Source organism: Gammaproteobacteria bacterium (assembly GCA_021647245.1).
In the GTDB taxonomy this organism is placed as follows: Bacteria; Pseudomonadota; Gammaproteobacteria; order RBG-16-57-12; family RBG-16-57-12; genus JAFLJP01.
The window spans coordinates 1-17,371 of sequence record JAKIVC010000047.1; the positions used below are offsets into that span (position 1 = coordinate 1).

Sequence of the window (17,371 nt, forward strand, 5' to 3'; positions counted from 1 at the left end):
AGGAGAGGCAGAGCTTGGAGGAGCTGGTGGGGGCTGACGGCACGCCGGAGAGCTGAGTCGCTTCCATGGAGCTGGAGTCATACATACTGTAAACAGCCGTGTAACCAGCTCCCCCCTCCAGGCTGCGGTTCCACAGTGGCGCATTGGTGCTGGTATCTGCGCCGTGGGGGGTGTGGCAGAAGACGCAGATTTGTGCTTCAGAGGTTGCGGTCACCGTGCGGGGGTCAGCGCCTTCACCGCCCCAAGTCATGGAGAGGTTGTGTTTGGTATTGGCAATGTCCGATACTTTTGCGGCCTGAGCACTACTTAATATCAGCAGCGATCCGGCAGCAAGTGCAATACAACGGTTAATCAGCATCCCTTTACATCCCCTTTACAACAAAAAATGCCCATGATTACCTGTGTCGGTATTTTTAGCATAATTTTTAAGCGATTATGTCAAAAATATATACCGAAGTATACATTTATTGTAACCGGTGAGGGGCTAAGTCATAGCGATTTCCTGCTCTATTTTTTCAAGCGCCCGCAGCGGATCATCCGCACCGGTAATGGGGCGACCAATCACCAGATAACTTGAGCCGTGTACGACTGCTTCAGCGGGTGTCATCACCCTCACCTGGTCCCCTTTTTGTGACCACTCAGGACGAATTCCCGGTGTTACCAAAGAAGCACTGGGCCACTGCATACGCAGCATAGAAAGCTCCAGTGGTGAGCAGACCACGCCATCCATACCGGCGCTCTCTGCCAGTGAGGCAAGGTGAGATACCTGTTCAGCAGGAGTCACATTAATGCCCAGCTCGACAAGGTCGCCTTGCGCCATGCTGGTTAATACGGTAACGGCAATCAGCAGCGGTTGATGGGAGCAGTGATCAATCGCCTCCCGCGCTGCTAACATCATCTTCCGACCACCCGACGCGTGTACATTTACCATCCAGACACCTAGCTCAGCCGCTGCTTGGCACGCTTTGGCGGTGGTATTGGGAATATCATGAAATTTTAAATCGAGAAAAATATCAAAGCTCTGCCCGATCAACTCTTCGATAAAACGTGGCCCCTCACGTGTAAACAGCTCTTTTCCAATTTTTAATCGACAGCGTGTCGGGTCGAGTTGTACGACCATTTCACGTGCCGACTTTGCGCTTGCATAATCGAGTGCGACAATAATTTGAGGATCACACTGAACGGTGGACATGGATCTTTCTCCAAAATGGTTTAACCCTGATAAAACTCAAGCAATGTCGTTGATACGACGAATTTGCCCCCATGTTTGGCAGCTTGGACACTGCCAATGAAGTGAGTGTCCCTGAAAGCCGCACTGGCTACAGCGGTAATTGAGTGCGGATGACCCTGAGTTCATCAACGCACGGTCTTCAAGAATAGGCTGGCACACTCCTTCAACCTTCAACAGTGTCAACACGCCCTGAAGTGAAGGGTAGTGCAGCACATACTCTTTTAGCTGGGACTTAAACTCATCGCTCCCATCCATTCGTACGCCGAGTTCGGCATAAAGTGATAAAACAGCAAGTGATGGTGAGTGAGCCATTAGCGCGTTTAAATAGGCCATCGCCTGTTTCGGTTTTTCCATCAACTCCCAGCAATGAAGCATCGCCGGGAGTGCTTCATAAATAAATGAGGCATCTTGTTGTTCAATTTTTTTGAAGGTATTCAGCGCCTGTGAATAGCGCTTTAAATCCAGCAAGCCATCTCCTTGCATTAGGCTTGCTCTAACACAATTTCGATCACTGGATAAGGCGGCTTTAAGGGCACGAGACCGCGCTGTCGACTGTGTTGGTTGCTGTTCAGCTAACTCACAATAGTAGTGGGCAATCTGTACTGAATAGTTTTGGCTACCACGTTTTTGTAAACGCCTAGCCACATCAATCGCACTACTCCATTCACGCTGCTGTTGAAAGATATTAAGCAGTGACTTCAAAGAGAGAAGAGCATAATCAGCATCATTGACCAGATCATTTAAAAGACCTTCAGCTCGATCTAAAACGCCTGCTTTTAGATACCCCTGAGCTAGATAGTAGAGCGTTTCACTGCGCTGATGTTTATTCAATGTTGGGCGAGCGAGTAAGTTTTGATAAATATGTATTGCTCTATCAACCTCTCCACGTTTTAAGAACAGGCTGGCGAGGGCATAGTGCACTTCAATGGTTTCACTATTGACATCCAACACTTTGAGGAAAATGGATGTGGCATGATCAGGTTGCTCATTGATGAGGTAGTTGAGTCCTTTGAAATATTCAGAAGATGGATTTTTACACTTTGAAGAGGCTCTTTTTTTTGCCGAGCACCAGCCCAACCACCAACCAGAGACAGCAGCAACAGGTAACAGTAAAAAAAGGGTGTTCCATAGCATGAATTAGCGGAGGTCCTGCACCGGGATTGCTCGCATGTTGCTGATTTCCAGCTCTTTGTTTTTTAGTTTTTTGCGTAAGCGGGATAATTCACGGCGGTTTTTAAGTGAAATCAATATACTGGTGGCAATTCCAAGCAAAATACCAAAAGCCAGTGAAGTCACCACCACAATGGAGAGTGGAACCTCAATTTTAGAGAAGTAGTAATCCAGCGTCACCAGCTCTGCATTCAACACACTAAAGCTGATGCCAAATATAACAACCAGGATGATGAATAACCAAAGGATTATGCGTTTCATTTTAACACCTGTCTCGAGCTGTATAAATACACTGAATAGTGACTACCCCTCAAACAAAAAGCGGCAGGGTTATTAATAAACACTGCCGCTTTTTTTTAAATTCATCAAGGAGGCTCTGATCAAGTCTGGTTGGATCTGGACTGAGAGACGTTGCTCTCATTTACTTCAAAATACACAATAATAGTCACGCTATTGGTGCAATTTTTTGAAATTAATGAGGCTGATTCCAGCCAGTGTAAAACAATCATGACTTGATCAAAGGCACCTTAGGAGAAGTTATTTTGAGATTGCTTGATTAACACGCTCTCTCAACTCTTTTCCGGGTTTGAAGTGTGGAACATATTTCCCTTCAAGAGAGACAGATTCGCCCGTCTTAGGGTTTCTACCCACTCTTGGTGGACGGAAATGAAGAGAAAAACTACCAAATCCACGAATTTCAATCCGGTCGCCGGATGATAATGATTGGGCCATATTTTCGATTAAAGCCTTTACAGATAGCTCAACATCTTTATAAGCAAGCTGGGTTTGGCTTCGAGAAATGATCTCAATCAACTCGGATTTTGTCATTTTCATTTATCCTCATCAGTTAGAATGAGGGGTGCACAACATGTGCACCCCCCATACAGAACAAAGGAATTACTTTTGCATTTGCTCTTTAATCAAATCACCCAGCGTTGGGTTTGATAATTCAGAGCGCTTGCTGAAGCCTTCCATTGCTACCGCTTCTTCTTCATTGTCTTTCGCTTTGATAGAGAGTGAAATAGAGCGGTTTTTACGGTCAAGGCCCATGCACATCGCTTCAACCTTATCACCTACACTAAAGACACTTTTCGCATCAGCGATGTGATCACGCGAGATATCCGCCGCACGCAAAGTACCCTCTACACCCTCTTCCAACTCGATCAGCACCGATTTAGCTTCTACCTCTTTAACGACGCCATTAACAACCGTTCCTTTCGGATGTGCGGCAACAAAGTTAGAGACCGGATCTTTTTCAAGTTGCTTGATACCCAGCGAGATACGCTCACGATCAGGATCGATAGAGAGGATCATGGTATCAATTTCATCACCCTTCTTGAAGTTGCGAATCGCATCTTCACCCGTTTCATGCCAAGAGATATCTGAGAGATGAACCAAACCATCGATCCCACCATCCAGACCAACAAACACACCAAAGTCAGTAATTGACTTGATCTTGCCCGCAAGTTGATCACCCTTGTTATGGGTTGCAGAGAAGGCTTCCCAAGGATTGGACTGACACTGTTTCATGCCGAGTGAGATGCGACGACGCTCCTCATCCAGATCCAGAACAACAACCTCTACTTCGTCGCCGACCTGAACAACTTTAGAGGGGTGGATATTCTTGTTGGTCCAATCCATTTCAGAAACATGAACCAAACCCTCTACACCCTCTTCCAGCTCGATGAAGCAACCGTAGTCAGCAAGGTTGGTCACTTTACCAAACAGACGTGAGCTAACAGGGTAGCGACGGGCAACATCCTGCCACGGATCTTCGCCAAGCTGCTTCATACCAAGAGAAACACGATTGCGCTCACGATCAAACTTTAATACGCGCACGTCGATTTCATCACCTACATTGATAAGCTCGCTGGGGTGTTTGATGCGTTTCCAAGACATATCGGTAATATGCAGCAGGCCATCAACACCGCCCAGATCGATAAATGCGCCGTAATCGGTCAGGTTCTTGACGATACCTTTAACTACCTTGCCCTCTTCCAGGCTCTTGAGCAGCTCTTCACGCTCTTCACTTGACTCGGCCTCAACAACGGCACGGCGCGAAACGACAACGTTATTGCGCTTGCGATCAAGTTTAATAACTTTGAATTCAAGGTCTTTACCTTCCAGATAGCTGGGATCGCGCACTGGACGCACATCAACCAGAGAGCCTGGGAGGAATGCACGAATGTCACCCAACTCAACCGTAAAGCCACCTTTAACACGGCCTGAGATAAGACCGGTTACAATTTCACCCGCTTCACACGCTTTTTCCAGACGGGTCCAAGCTTGTGCGCGACGCGCTTTTTCACGAGAAAGGCGTGTTTCACCGAAACCATCTTCGATAGTGTCCAGTGCAACCTCTACAACATCACCTTCGCTGATGTCGAGTTCACCTTTTTCGTTATAAAACTGTTCTACAGGGATAACACCTTCAGATTTCAGGCCTGCATTAACCACCACAACGTCAGGTCCGATATGGACAATGATGCCTTCAAGAATGGCACCTGATTCCATGTTGACTTTGTTCTGGCTCTCTTCAAATAGCTCCGCGAAACTTTCGCTCATGTGTAGTTCCTTGCCTCCTTAAAACAGGAGACGGTGTGATTACGGCTTACGCCGTCGTTAGTTAAACAAATGGTTTACCACCGTAGTAAACCGACTATTATAGCTCTCTATGTTAAATAGCTAACCCTAAACGATCCCGGCATAAGCCAGTTAGTTTTTCAATGACCTGATCAATGTTCATATCGGTTGTATCAATCAAAACAGCATCGGGCAACGCACGTAGTGGCGCCACTGTTCGCTGTTGATCTTGCTCATCACGTTGGGTGATGTCACTTAAAATCTCGTCGATTTTAGCAGTCCCGCCCTTTTCCAGCAACTGATTGTATCGTCGCTGTGCCCGCGCCTCTGCTGTGGCGGTCAAATAAACCTTCAATGGCGCATCTGGAAAGACCACGCTACCCATATCGCGACCATCTGCCACCAAGCCGGGTGCCTCACGAAATGCCCACTGACGCTGTAGTAATGCCTGACGCACAGAGGGAAGTGCTGCGACTTTAGAGGCGGCCAACCCACACTCTTCGGTTCGAATGGCGTGACTGACATCCTCCCCTTCCAGAAGAATTAAGCCATCACCATTTTCCGGGTGGGACCGGAACTGAACATCCAGGTGTGCCGCTAATGTGCTGATTGACTCTTCATCTTCCAGTGAAATGCCGTGATGAGTGGCTGCAAGTGCTGAAAGACGATAAAGCGCCCCGCTATCTAAAAAAGCAAAACCCAGCTGTTCTGCCAGACGACGGCCAATGGTGCCTTTACCCGCACCACTTGGCCCATCGATGGCTATAACCGGAACCGTTGAATTACCAAAATATTCTGTCATTCCCCTACCCTTTTCATCATGCAGTAGCCCCCGCCACTACACTGCCCCTTAAATTCGTGCGGATTATACGTTAATTTTTATACCGCTGCTCGCAGCAAGTGAAACAAAGCTGGGAAAGGATGTATTTACATTAGAGCAGTCGTTAATGGTGATGTTGCCCGATGCCCGTAAAGCCGCAATAACAAATGACATTGAAATGCGGTGGTCTTCATGGCTCTCTACCGTGCCACCACTCATTTGGCCACCCTGAATAACCATACCGTCTGGAGTGGGTTGTGCATCGATGCCCAATATCTGTAGCCCATCCGCCATGACCTGAATACGGTCACTCTCTTTTACCCGCAACTCTTCAGCACCGCGTAATACGGTTGCACCCTTAGCACATGCGGCCGCCACAAACAGTGCGGGAAACTCATCGATGGCCAGCGGCACTTGATCAAGTGGAATGTCAATCCCCTTGAGGTCGGCATAGCATACCCTGATATCCGCAACTGGCTCGCCACCCACCATGCGCTCATTTTGCACGGTGATATTTCCGCCCATGGCCTTAAGAATGTTAATCACACCCATTCGGGTTGGGTTAATGCCGACATGCTCAAGCACAATATCAGAGCCTGGCGCTATTGATGCGCCCACCATAAAAAAAGTGGCGGAGGAGATATCTGCGGGCACTTCAATGTTGGATGCTGTTAAACGCCCACCGCCGGTGAGGCAAACCCGGTTTCCATTACGTCTAACATCATAGCCAAACGCTTGTAACATGCGCTCTGTATGATCTCGTGTGGGTGCTGGCTCGGTAACACAGGTATCACCTTCGGCATAGAGCCCCGCCAGTAACACGCATGACTTTACCTGAGCACTGGCCATCGGCATCGCGTAATCGATACCTTTTAAGGGTGTCTTCGGCTTAATATGCAGTGGCAGAGTCCCTTGTTCATTACTCTCCACCACGGCGCCCATTTCTGCCAAGGGAGCGGTTACACGGCGCATGGGGCGCTTTGAGAGTGAGCTGTCGCCCACCAGGGTGACATCAATTCCGTGTCCCGCTAGCAGGCCAGATAAAAGGCGAACAGATGTTCCAGAGTTGCCCATGTCGAGTGGTTTTCCAGGCGACTTCAAACCCTTCATACCCACACCATGAATGACTACACGGCCATTTTTTGGCCCCTCAATCTGCACCCCCATATCACGAAAGGCCTGTAAGGTCGCCAGTGCATCCTCGCCCTCCAGAAAACCATTTACCTCAGTGACACCCTCTGCCAGCGAGCCAAACATAATCGAGCGATGTGAGATCGATTTATCGCCAGGCACGCGGATAGCGCCACTCAATTTTCCACCCGGAGCAACATGAAATGTATTAACAGTCATTATGGTCAACCTGCTTACTTTGCAATTAATGTTGAGAAGTGATCACGGGCGCGTTTGGCACGGGAGAAACAGTCAAGAACGGCCGCGCCATCATTCGCCTCAAAAGCCACCGTCAGCGCATCCAGGTCATCACGAAAGCGCTCCAGCACATTTAACACCTCTTTACGATTCGCAAGACAGATGTCATGCCACATCTGAGCATCACTTGAGGCGATTCGGGTGAAATCACGAAAACCACCGGCAGCATATTGAAAAATTTCGTCTGTTTCATCCATGCGAGCCAGCGAACCAACCAGTGCATAGGCCAATATATGAGGCAGGTGGCTGGTGGCGGCGAGAACACGGTCATGGTGTTCAACGCTCATCTCAACCACCTCTGCACCGGCGCACTGCCACATGGCGGTCACTCGGCTCAGTGCCGCTTTGCTGCTGTTTTTCAGTGGGGTTAGGATCACTTTATGGTTTTGAAAAAGCGCGGGGAAAGAGGCTTCAACACCGCTCTTTTCAGTACCTGCAATGGGGTGAGCCGGTAAAAAATTATCAGGAATTTTTCCAAATACGGCCATCGCATCATTCACGACACTGGCTTTGGCACTGCCAACATCAGTTAGAATGGTCGTCTCACTTATTGAGGGTGCGATTGCACTCATCACGCTACGCATAGCACTTAAAGGAACGGCTAACAGCACGACATCAGCACCCACTACGGCTTCAGCAGGGTCAAGGGAGTAGCGGTCGATTACACCCAACTGCTGCGCCTTTTTTAGCTCAGCCTCATTACGCCCGCAGCCAACCACTTCACCGCAGGCGTTGGCTTCTTTCAGTGCACGAGCCAATGAGCCACCAATCAGGCCAACACCAATAATCGTTAATTGTTGAATCAGTTTTGGCATGGTGGCGCTTAACCCAACTCTCGACCAAGCACTTTGGCTATTGCGCCAACATCCTCCACTAGCTCTTTCAGCTCTTGTGGGCTTAATGCCTGATCAGCATCACACCAAGCATCGCAAGGTTTTGGGTGCATTTCGATCAACAGGCCATCCGCACCCGCCGCTACGGCGGCTCGTGTCAATGCCGGCACCATCCATGCTTTACCACCAGCATGACTAGGGTCGACAATGACGGGAAGATGCGTTTCACGTTTCAAAACTGGAATAGCGGTGACATCAAGCATGTTCCGATAGGCCGTCTCGAAACTACGCACACCCCTTTCACAGAAAATAATATTGTGATTGCCACCGGCTGCAATGTACTCTGCAGACATCAACCACTCCTTGATGGTTGCCGACATACCGCGTTTTAAAATAACCGGAACTTGCAAACGCCCAACCTCTTTAAGCAGGTCAAAGTTTTGCATATTTCGTGTGCCAATCTGAATAACATCCACTTTGTATTGCAAAAAATAGTCAAGCTGACGCACATCCATCAACTCTGTGACCATGGGGAGATTATGCTTGTCGGCGGCGGCACGCATGAGTTCAAGCCCCTCTACCCCCAGACCCTGAAAGCTATAGGGGCTGGTGCGTGGTTTGAATGCGCCACCACGCAGCATCCTACAACCCGCATCGACGACACCTTGAGCAGCGGCCTCCATCTGTTGTGGTGTTTCAACTGAACAGGGGCCACCAATGATCTGAATCTGATTGCCACCCAGCTTAACACCCTTAATGTCGATGACACTGTTTTCAGCTTGTGATTCGCGGGAGACGATTTTATAAGGCTTCATCACGCGGATAACCTTCTCCACGCCGGGTAAAATCTCAATCAGCTCTTTATCAATAACCAGCTCGTCACCGATTAACCCCAGCACAGTACGTTCAATACCCCGTGAAATATTGAGCTGCAAACCCGCTGAAGCGACTTTTTTCTCGACGGCAGCGATCTGTTCATCGCTGCACCCCTTGTTCATAATAATAATCATCTATTCGACTCTATTAAGTGTCAATCTCTTCGCTCAGTACCGCCGTCAGGGCACTAAGGAAGTGTCTGTTCTCTTGTTCTGTCCCGATGCTGACACGCAAATGGCGCGGCATACCATAATTGGCAACAGGGCGAACAATAACCCCTCTTTTCAGCAGCGCATCATACACCACTCGCGCATGATCACCCACCTCTACAGAGACAAAGTTAGCGATCGATGGAATATACGCCAGACCTCGCTTTTCAAACGCCTCGGTGAGTTGCAGCATCCCTGTGGTATTAACGGCCAGACTTTTCTGCAGGTAGTGTGTGTCGTCAAGTGTCGCCAATGCGGCTACCTGAGCAGGCGTATTAACATTAAAAGGGGGGCGAATGCGGTTCATTAAGTCGGCAATGACCGGGCTTGATAGACTATAACCCACCCGCAACCCTGCCAAGCCAAACGCCTTTGAAAAGGTGCGTGTTACCACTAAATTAGGAAATACTTCAAGCCACTGCGTTGCATCAGGGTAACCGTTAGCGCCCGTGTCGGCTTCGGTGGCATATTCGAAATAGGCTTCATCTATCACCACCACAACCCGCTCAGGCACCTCAGCTAAAAAGCGCTGCAACGCATCATGCCCAAGCCAGGTGCCGGTTGGGTTGTTGGGGTTGGCGATAAAGATAACACGGGTATTTTCACTGATTGCCGTCGCGATCGCTGTAAGATCGTGCCCCCACTCACAGGCCGGCACTTCCACAGCCTGACCTCCCACGGCCTGAGTGATTATTGGATACATTGCGAAGGCGTGCTGTGAAAAAATCACCTCATCTCCAGGTGCTACAAAAACACGGGCTACCAGCTCGATCACTTCACTTGAACCGCTGCCGAGAGTAATGGTGTCCATAGCGACACCATGACGCTTAGCCAGGACAGATTTTAACTCAAACCCCGCACCATCGGGGTAACGGGTAATCAGAGATAGCTCTTGGGTAATGGCTTCGATTACGTTGGCACTACTACCCAGCGGGTTCTCATTGGAGGCCAGCTTGGTAATCTGCTTAAGGCCATATTCACGCTTCAGCTCGCTCTCGGGCTTACCCGGTTGATATGGACTCAGCCCTTGAACGCCGGGCACAGCAATAGAGTCAAAAGATTGAAAACGATTCGACATAAAAAATTCCGGAAATTCTATAATACAGCTTTAGGATATGAGCCTAGCAGGCGCATCATGGCCGCTTCCTTATTCAGGTCGCGAAGTGCTGCAGCTACATCTGGGTCATCGGCGTGGCCATTGACATCAATAAAAAAGACGTACTCCCATACCGCACGTCGGGAGGGGCGGGACTCAATACGCGCCATTGAGATACCGTGCCTCACAAAAGGAGAGAGCAGGCTGTGCAGTGAGCCGGCTTTATTGACCGTTGAAACAAGTAGAGAGGTCTTATCATCGCCACTTGCAGGCACCGGGCGATTGCCGATAATCAAGAAGCGGGTGGTATTGTCCGGGTGATCTTCGATATTGCTGGCCAACACGTTCAGCTTATAAATGTCAGCTGCGGTAGCACTGGCAATTGCCGCTGCTTCACTATCTTGAGCCGCCAAGCGAGCTGCTTCAGCATTGCTGCTAACCGCTATACGCTCTGCGTAGTAGATGTTTGCATCCAGCCACTCTCTGCATTGAGCCAATGACTGCTGATGGCTATAGATGCGCTTGATATTTTTTCGGTCGGTTGCCAGAGAGAGCAGGCAGTGATGAATACGCAGCTCTACCTCACCGCAAACAGAGAGTGATGAGTTCATAAAGCTATCAAGGGTGTGGTTGACCACCCCTTCTGTTGAGTTTTCAACGGGCACTACACCATAATTGACCGCACCTGCCTCAACCTCGCGAAAGACTTCATCGATCGTTGAGAGTGGGTGGCATTTAACCGAGTGTCCGAAATGTTTAAGCACAGCCGCATGAGTGTAAGTCCCTTCCGGGCCAAGAAAGCCGATACGCATAGGCAACTCATGCGCGAGACACGCTGACATAATTTCACGAAACAGGCGAGCCATCTCCTCCGCAGCAAGTGGCCCTTTGTTGCGCGCTTTGACCGCTCGCAGCACCTGTGCCTCACGCTCAGGGCGGTAAAAAATGGCTTTTTCTGACCCTTCACTCTCTTTAATCCGTGCAACCTCATCCGCACAGGCGGCGCGCTGGTTGATCAACTCCTGAATTTGAATATCCAGAGAGTCTATTTTTTGGCGGATTTTTGATAGTTGCTCTTCGTTGTTGCTCATTGTGATGACGGGAACCTTGAGTTAATTAGAGAAGCGCTGAGTAAATCTGGATAAATGAGGGCGATTTTAGCCAGCACAAAACATTCATGACGTGTGTGGAGCTTCCTTAGCCATGCTGCCGGGAAAACTGCGCCATAAAAGCTATCAGTGCATCAACACCGGCCTCGGGCATGGCATTGTATATACTTGCACGCATCCCCCCCACCGAGCGGTGCCCTTTTAAGGCAACCATCCCTTGTGATTCAGCACCTTGCAAAAACAGCGCATCTAACGTGGAATTCGCCAGGATAAAGGGCACATTCATCCAAGAGCGTTGGCTTTTTGTAACCGGGTTAGTGTAAAACGAATCATCATCAATGGCCCGGTAGAGTTTTTCCGCTTTGCGTCTGTTCAGCTCCTCCATCGCGGGCAGGCCGCCCTGCTCTTTCAACCAGGCAAAAACCAATCCTGCCAGGTAGAGTCCATACGTCGGTGGGGTGTTATACATGGAGCCATTATCGGCATGTACCTTGTAATCAAACATCGTCGGGGTAGCGGCCAACGTCTCACCCAGCAAATCATCACGAATGATCACCAGCGTCAAACCGGCAGGGCCAATATTTTTCTGTGCCCCCGCATAGATCATCCCGAACCGTGAGACATCAACGGGGCGCGACAAGAGGGTGGATGACATGTCAGCGATCAGCGGTACATCACCGGTATCAGGAATGTAATCGAACTCAACACCGCGAATAGTCTCATTCGGTACATAGTGTACATAAGCAGCGTCAGGGTCAAAGTTTAGCTGAGACTGGGGAGGTGCTGAGGTAAAGTTGTTCTCTTCAGTGCTGGCGACAATATTAACCCGGCAAAATCGCTGTGCCTCGGCTATCGCCTTGCGTGACCAATCACCGGTGTTGATATAATCGGCTACCGATTTCCCACGCAATAAGTTCATAGGGACCATTGCAAACTGACTGGAGGCCCCCCCCTGTAAAAAGAGTACCTGGTAGTTATCAGGAATCGACATCACATCACGCAGATCAGATGCCATTTTTTGGGCCACCGCTGTAAACACTTTACCCCGATGGCTCATCTCCATGATCGACATACCGGAGCCATGCCAGTCAAGCATCTCTCTCTGGGCAATCTCTAAAACGGCTTGCGGTAACATAGCCGGCCCTGCACTAAAATTGTAAACCCGGGACACTTTAATCACTCATAGTTAACTAATAGTTACTAAATACAAATCATTGCAAAGAAGTTTTAATCTAAAAGATTAGCTTTCATCACCGTCAGACTCAAGCGCTTCATCACTGGCAGCTACCTCATCGTCATCCATTGGCGGCTCCACAATTCGCTCAACACCGACTAGCAACTCATCACTTGCCAGCCTGATAAGGCGCACACCTTGAGTATTACGACTCATGGTAGAGACATCGGCGGCAGGGGTGCGAACCAGTGTCCCGGCATTGCTGATCAGCATTAGATCATCCTCATCGGTGACCAGTACCGCGCCCACCACAGCACCATTACGCTCTGAGGATTGGATGGAGATAACGCCCTGTCCGCCACGCCCTTTACAGGGGTACTCATCAATGGCGGTACGCTTGCCATAGCCATGTTCGGTCGCAGTTAAAATACAACCCGGCTCGACAATGACCAGTGAAATAACGCGCTCACCCTCCGCCAGCCTGATACCGCGCACACCACAAGCGGTGCGTCCCATTGCCCGGACTTTACTCTCACTAAAGCGCACCGCTTTGCCATTACTGGCAAACATCATGATATCTTTTTCGCCATCGGTGATATCAACACCAATCAATTGATCTCCCTCACGCAGCTCTACGGCGATAATACCGTTACTGCGTGGGCGGGAGAAGTTTTTCAGTGATGTCTTCTTAACAACACCACTTGAAGTGGCCATAAAGATAAACTTATCCTCTTCGAAGGTACGAATCGGTAAAATGGCATTGATCCGCTCCCCCTCTTCCAGTGGCAGCAAGTTTACAATCGGCTTACCACGGGCCGCACGACTTGCTTGTGGCAACTCATATACTTTTTTCCAATAGACCCGGCCACGGCTGGAGAAACAGAGAATCGTGTCGTGGGTATTGGCGATGAAGAGTTTATCGATGAAATCCTCTTCTTTCATACTGGTGGCAGATTTACCCTTGCCACCGCGACGCTGGGCACGGTAGTCAGTCAACGGTTGTGCTTTGGCATAGCCTTCGTGGGAGAGAGTGACCACGACCTCCTCTTCGGTGATCAGATCTTCAAGAGTAAGGTTGAGGCGGGACTGTAGTATTTCAGTGCGACGCTCATCGCCATATTGATCACGTATCGCCAATAGCTCATCGCGAATCACTTGCATCAAGCGCACTTGGCTGCCTAAAATATCAAGTAAATCCTCAATAATAACCATCAACCCTTTGTATTCGCTTAATATTTTATCTTGCTCAAGCCCTGTCAAACGGTGTAGACGAAGGTCAAGAATAGCTTGTGCTTGTGCTTCTGAAAGGTGGTAATAATCACCAATCAAGCCAAACTCTTTAGCCAGACCGTCGGGGCGCGAGGCCTCAGCGCCTGCACGTTGCAGCATATCCAGCACCACACCGGCCAGCCATGGCGTGCTGATCAGTTGTGCTTTCGCTTCCGCAGGGCTGGGGGCTGCTTTAATCAGAGCAATAATCGGATCAATACTGGCCAGTGCTACCGCCAGTCCTTCCAGTAAATGAGCACGTTCACGGGCTTTTCTTAGTTCAAAGATCGTGCGGCGGGTTACCACTTCACGGCGGTGGCGTACAAACGCCTCAAGAATCTGCTTCAGGTTGAGGATTCGCGGCTGGCCATCTATCAAGGCGACCATATTGATACCGAATACATTCTGCATCTGGGTCTGCTGATAGAGGTTATTCAATGTCACCTCAGCCACCTCACCCCGGCGTAATTCAATGACCATCCGCATACCATCTTTATCAGACTCATCACGCAGCTCGGTAATTCCCTCGATTTTTTTATCCTTAACCAGCTCCGCAATTTTCTCTAACAGGCGCGCTTTATTAACTTGGTATGGCAGTTCGGTCACAACAATCGACTGCTTGCCATTGCTGGCCGTCTCAACATGACTGCGCGAGCGCACATAGATACGGCCACGACCGGTGTGGTAGGCCTCATGAATTCCCTTTGCACCATTGATAAAGGCTGCGGTTGGAAAATCCGGGCCCGGCACATGCTCCATCAAACCATCAATATCTATCTCAGGATTATCAACAATCGCTAAACAGGCGTTAATCACTTCGGTGAGATTATGTGGTGGAATATTGGTCGCCATACCCACCGCAATACCCGCTGAACCATTGATCAGCAAACAGGGAATTCTTGCCGGAAAAACCGCAGGCTCGTGCTCGGTTTCATCGTAGTTGGGGGTGAAATCAACCGTCTCTTTATCAAGATCAGCCAGCATTTCATGAGCGATACGTGACATACGCACTTCCGTATAACGCATCGCTGCGGGTGAATCACCATCTACCGAACCGAAGTTACCTTGACCATCCACCAGCATATAACGCAGTGAAAATGGCTGCGCCATGCGTACAATGGTGTCATAAACGGCGGTATCTCCATGAGGATGATATTTACCAATAACATCGCCCACCACGCGTGCCGACTTTTTATACGCTTTGTTCCAGTCATTGCCCAGCACCGACATAGCATAGAGCACGCGACGATGAACCGGCTTCAAGCCATCTCGCACATCAGGCAGCGCACGTCCAACGATGACGCTCATGGCATAGTCAAGGTAAGACTGCTTCATCTCATCTTCGAGATTGACCGGAATAACTTCTTTAGCAAATGTATCCATTAATTCCTATTACCCAATATGTTTAGTCTATTTTTAGAAGATACAGTAACAAAATTTATTCCTTTGATACTAACATAGAGAACATGGGTACGGGTACCGCACATCAAAAAAAACGTCCCAGAATCAAATTCAGAGGCGCTCACAACCATAAAGCACTGAACAACTCTCTTTTTTAATCGCTGCCCATCATGCAGCCACTCATTAATATAGCCATTTTTTCACGGTCGGGATTTAAGACCACCCCGCGCTCAGTAACAATGGCATCTACAAGAGATGCAGGGGTAATATCAAATGATGGATTCCACGCCTTAGCCCCCTCTGCGGCAACGGTTTGACCGTTCAAGCCTAACACCTCGGAAGCCGGGCGCATCTCAATGGGAATCTCATCACCACAACTGATTTCCATATCAATTGTTGTGGTGGGCGCAACCACCATAAATTTTATACCATGATACTTAGCCGCAATGGCCGCATGATAAGTACCAATTTTATTGGCCACATCACCATTCGCGGCAATACGGTCGGAGCCCACAATCACCCACTTGATATCACCCTGCTTCATCAAGTGTGCAGCCGCACCATCTGCCAGTAAAGTAACCGGAATATTATCTTGCACACACTCCCATGCAGTGAGCCGCGCACCTTGCAACCATGGGCGTGTCTCATCGGCAAATACCTCCGATATCTTCCCTGCAGCATAAGCTGAGCGAATAACCCCCAGCGCAGTACCATAGCCAGCAGTCGCCAGAGAACCCGTATTACAGTGAGTCAGCACCGCACAAGGCGACTCAATCAAGGCCGACCCCAGCTCACCCATGCGACGATTGGCGGCAATATCCTCCTCATGAATCGCCATCGCCTCTTTCAGTAATGCGGGTTCTGGGTTTTCACCGTTCAGAGTTGAAATCAGCGACTGCATGCGCTCAATCGCCCAAAACAGATTAACGGCCGTGGGGCGTGATTGTGCCAGCCGCTCAAGGTCACCCTGCATGGCCGATTGCCAGGCGGATCCTGCCGCCAAAAACTGCGCCCGCGCCGACAGCACAACACCATAGGCGGCCGTCACACCAATGGCGGGAGCACCCCGCACTACCATATCGCGAATCGCATCGGCCACCTCAGCCACCCCGCCATAACTGAGTGTCGCCTGCACGCCCGGTAATGTGCGTTGATCAAGCAGATGTAACTTACCATCAGCCCAACGAATGGCTCGGATAGTGTCGTGGAGAGTACCGTTTGTCATTTTTATAAAGTCCAGTTCAGTTAACCCTAATCCTCGGTTAGAGAATTATGAAACGCAGCACGCATATTCTACCTTACAAGCCCAATACAGCCAAAAAAGCATTTTTGTAGGCGTTCAAACTGCAAGACTCAACAAATACAACCACCAAGCCTCCATCATCAAACAGCGCACCCCTGCTCTATTAGGGCCACCACACTGGACAATAACCGCTTGGAGATTGATAGCAATGACGCTGAATAAAAAGGGGACAAATACAATATTAACTCTTTGGTTGTATAGCCTATCCTTGGTTATACGACTACTCACTGTTCACTTAAGATTGAGGCGCACAATAAATATTCCAGCGACCAGGTAAAAATGAAGAGGTGATTAGAAGAAAATAAGAGCTTAGTTTGTCAGCCTGATATAGATAAACAGTTAGTATTATACTTGACCCCCTTGATACACCCGTTGGAAATATCGACCTTGCTCGGCCGCACACCCCTTTTATTCCAGGCTCCTCACTGATCTTCAAGTTCAGGCCTTCACCGTGTCCCAACCATTACGATGGGCGTTTGGCTACTATGCCGTCTGCTGACTTCTGCTTAATCACCTACAGAGTTACCCCTGTAGGCGCTATCGGTTTCCATCTATTTCGCTCTTATCAGTCGATGGGAACTGATAAGCCAAGGCTTGATCCACCAGTGGCCTCACTGGTTATCTGCCGATTGCATGTTAAGCAGATCTCCCCAGATAAGAGCATGAACTTTCCCTGCACTGCCGCATCATTTACGGCGGCCGTTAGATCACGTGGCTTCGATGTCTTGTGCCATCTCGCCTCCCCCCTCTGTCAGCATAGTTGCCCATCCGTTAGAATAAACTTCAATAATCATCGAGCGTGGGCAAAACGAGGCATAAATGAGTTATCCAAAAGAACGAAAAGAGACCGTACTGAAGAAAATGCTACC

The 17,371-nt window shown here is 49.3% G+C and carries 15 protein-coding genes; all 15 read right to left on the reverse strand.

Features of this window, described 5'->3' with window-relative positions:
* On the reverse strand, positions 1-358 hold a 358-nt coding region (locus L3J94_11445; protein MCF6219341.1), incomplete at its 3' end, for a hypothetical protein.
* Between the two features lie 126 nt (positions 359-484).
* Positions 485-1,192, reverse strand: a complete 708-nt coding sequence (pyrF, locus tag L3J94_11450; GenBank protein MCF6219342.1) for an orotidine-5'-phosphate decarboxylase — start codon at positions 1,190-1,192, stop codon at positions 485-487.
* 36 nt (positions 1,193-1,228) lie between these two features.
* A complete protein-coding gene (gene lapB / locus L3J94_11455; protein ID MCF6219343.1) occupies positions 1,229-2,365 on the reverse strand; it encodes a lipopolysaccharide assembly protein LapB in 1,137 nt (378 codons plus the stop codon).
* Positions 2,366-2,368: 3 nt separating this feature from the next.
* Positions 2,369-2,662: a LapA family protein gene (locus L3J94_11460; protein ID MCF6219344.1), complete on the reverse strand. Its 294-nt coding sequence runs from the start codon at positions 2,660-2,662 to the stop codon at positions 2,369-2,371.
* Between the two features lie 276 nt (positions 2,663-2,938).
* Entirely contained in the window at positions 2,939-3,229 is a 291-nt protein-coding gene (locus L3J94_11465) for an integration host factor subunit beta (protein MCF6219345.1), read from the reverse strand.
* Between the two features lie 69 nt (positions 3,230-3,298).
* The gene (rpsA, locus tag L3J94_11470; GenBank protein MCF6219346.1) at positions 3,299-4,966 is read right to left on the reverse strand and encodes a 30S ribosomal protein S1; all 1,668 of its coding nucleotides are present in this window, start codon (positions 4,964-4,966) and stop codon (positions 3,299-3,301) included.
* A gap of 112 nt (positions 4,967-5,078) precedes the next feature.
* Positions 5,079-5,786, reverse strand: a complete 708-nt coding sequence (cmk, locus tag L3J94_11475) for a (d)CMP kinase (GenBank protein ID MCF6219347.1) — start codon at positions 5,784-5,786, stop codon at positions 5,079-5,081.
* Positions 5,787-5,849: 63 nt separating this feature from the next.
* Positions 5,850-7,154, reverse strand: a complete 1,305-nt coding sequence (gene aroA / locus L3J94_11480) for a 3-phosphoshikimate 1-carboxyvinyltransferase (protein ID MCF6219348.1) — start codon at positions 7,152-7,154, stop codon at positions 5,850-5,852.
* Positions 7,155-7,168: 14 nt separating this feature from the next.
* Positions 7,169-8,038 (reverse strand): prephenate dehydrogenase/arogenate dehydrogenase family protein, encoded by an 870-nt coding sequence (locus tag L3J94_11485; protein ID MCF6219349.1) that lies wholly within the window; start codon positions 8,036-8,038, stop codon positions 7,169-7,171.
* A 17-nt stretch (positions 8,039-8,055) separates the two neighbouring features.
* The gene (gene aroF, locus L3J94_11490) at positions 8,056-9,075 is read right to left on the reverse strand and encodes a 3-deoxy-7-phosphoheptulonate synthase (protein ID MCF6219350.1); all 1,020 of its coding nucleotides are present in this window, start codon (positions 9,073-9,075) and stop codon (positions 8,056-8,058) included.
* A 13-nt stretch (positions 9,076-9,088) separates the two neighbouring features.
* Positions 9,089-10,228, reverse strand: coding sequence for a histidinol-phosphate transaminase (gene hisC / locus L3J94_11495; protein ID MCF6219351.1), 1,140 nt, complete (start codon positions 10,226-10,228; stop codon positions 9,089-9,091).
* 17 nt (positions 10,229-10,245) lie between these two features.
* Entirely contained in the window at positions 10,246-11,337 is a 1,092-nt protein-coding gene (pheA, locus tag L3J94_11500) for a prephenate dehydratase (protein ID MCF6219352.1), read from the reverse strand.
* Positions 11,338-11,443: 106 nt separating this feature from the next.
* Positions 11,444-12,526 carry a 3-phosphoserine/phosphohydroxythreonine transaminase gene (gene serC / locus L3J94_11505; GenBank protein MCF6219353.1) on the reverse strand — a complete coding sequence of 361 codons (1,083 nt, stop codon included), beginning with the start codon at positions 12,524-12,526 and terminating at the stop codon, positions 11,444-11,446.
* A 69-nt stretch (positions 12,527-12,595) separates the two neighbouring features.
* A complete protein-coding gene (gyrA, locus tag L3J94_11510) occupies positions 12,596-15,181 on the reverse strand; it encodes a DNA gyrase subunit A (GenBank protein ID MCF6219354.1) in 2,586 nt (861 codons plus the stop codon).
* Positions 15,182-15,353: 172 nt separating this feature from the next.
* Complete coding sequence (gene mtnA, locus L3J94_11515) at positions 15,354-16,424, reverse strand: S-methyl-5-thioribose-1-phosphate isomerase (protein ID MCF6219355.1); 1,071 nt, start codon at positions 16,422-16,424, stop codon at positions 15,354-15,356.
* Positions 16,425-17,371 lie beyond the last annotated feature (947 nt).

What these genes read in the sequence shown, in the direction of transcription:
- mtnA (MCF6219355.1), bottom strand. Translation starts at nt 16,424, where the DNA reads ATGACAAACGGTACTCTCCACGACACTATCCGAGCCATTCGTTGGGCT.
- L3J94_11460 (MCF6219344.1), bottom strand. Translation starts at nt 2,662, where the DNA reads ATGAAACGCATAATCCTTTGGTTATTCATCATCCTGGTTGTTATATTT.
- aroA (MCF6219348.1), bottom strand. Translation starts at nt 7,154, where the DNA reads ATGACTGTTAATACATTTCATGTTGCTCCGGGTGGAAAATTGAGTGGC.
- rpsA (MCF6219346.1), bottom strand. Translation starts at nt 4,966, where the DNA reads ATGAGCGAAAGTTTCGCGGAGCTATTTGAAGAGAGCCAGAACAAAGTC.
- lapB (MCF6219343.1), bottom strand. Translation starts at nt 2,365, where the DNA reads ATGCTATGGAACACCCTTTTTTTACTGTTACCTGTTGCTGCTGTCTCT.
- hisC (MCF6219351.1), bottom strand. Translation starts at nt 10,228, where the DNA reads ATGTCGAATCGTTTTCAATCTTTTGACTCTATTGCTGTGCCCGGCGTT.
- L3J94_11465 (MCF6219345.1), bottom strand. Translation starts at nt 3,229, where the DNA reads ATGACAAAATCCGAGTTGATTGAGATCATTTCTCGAAGCCAAACCCAG.
- cmk (MCF6219347.1), bottom strand. Translation starts at nt 5,786, where the DNA reads ATGACAGAATATTTTGGTAATTCAACGGTTCCGGTTATAGCCATCGAT.
- pheA (MCF6219352.1), bottom strand. Translation starts at nt 11,337, where the DNA reads ATGAGCAACAACGAAGAGCAACTATCAAAAATCCGCCAAAAAATAGAC.
- gyrA (MCF6219354.1), bottom strand. Translation starts at nt 15,181, where the DNA reads ATGGATACATTTGCTAAAGAAGTTATTCCGGTCAATCTCGAAGATGAG.
- aroF (MCF6219350.1), bottom strand. Translation starts at nt 9,075, where the DNA reads ATGATTATTATTATGAACAAGGGGTGCAGCGATGAACAGATCGCTGCC.
- pyrF (MCF6219342.1), bottom strand. Translation starts at nt 1,192, where the DNA reads ATGTCCACCGTTCAGTGTGATCCTCAAATTATTGTCGCACTCGATTAT.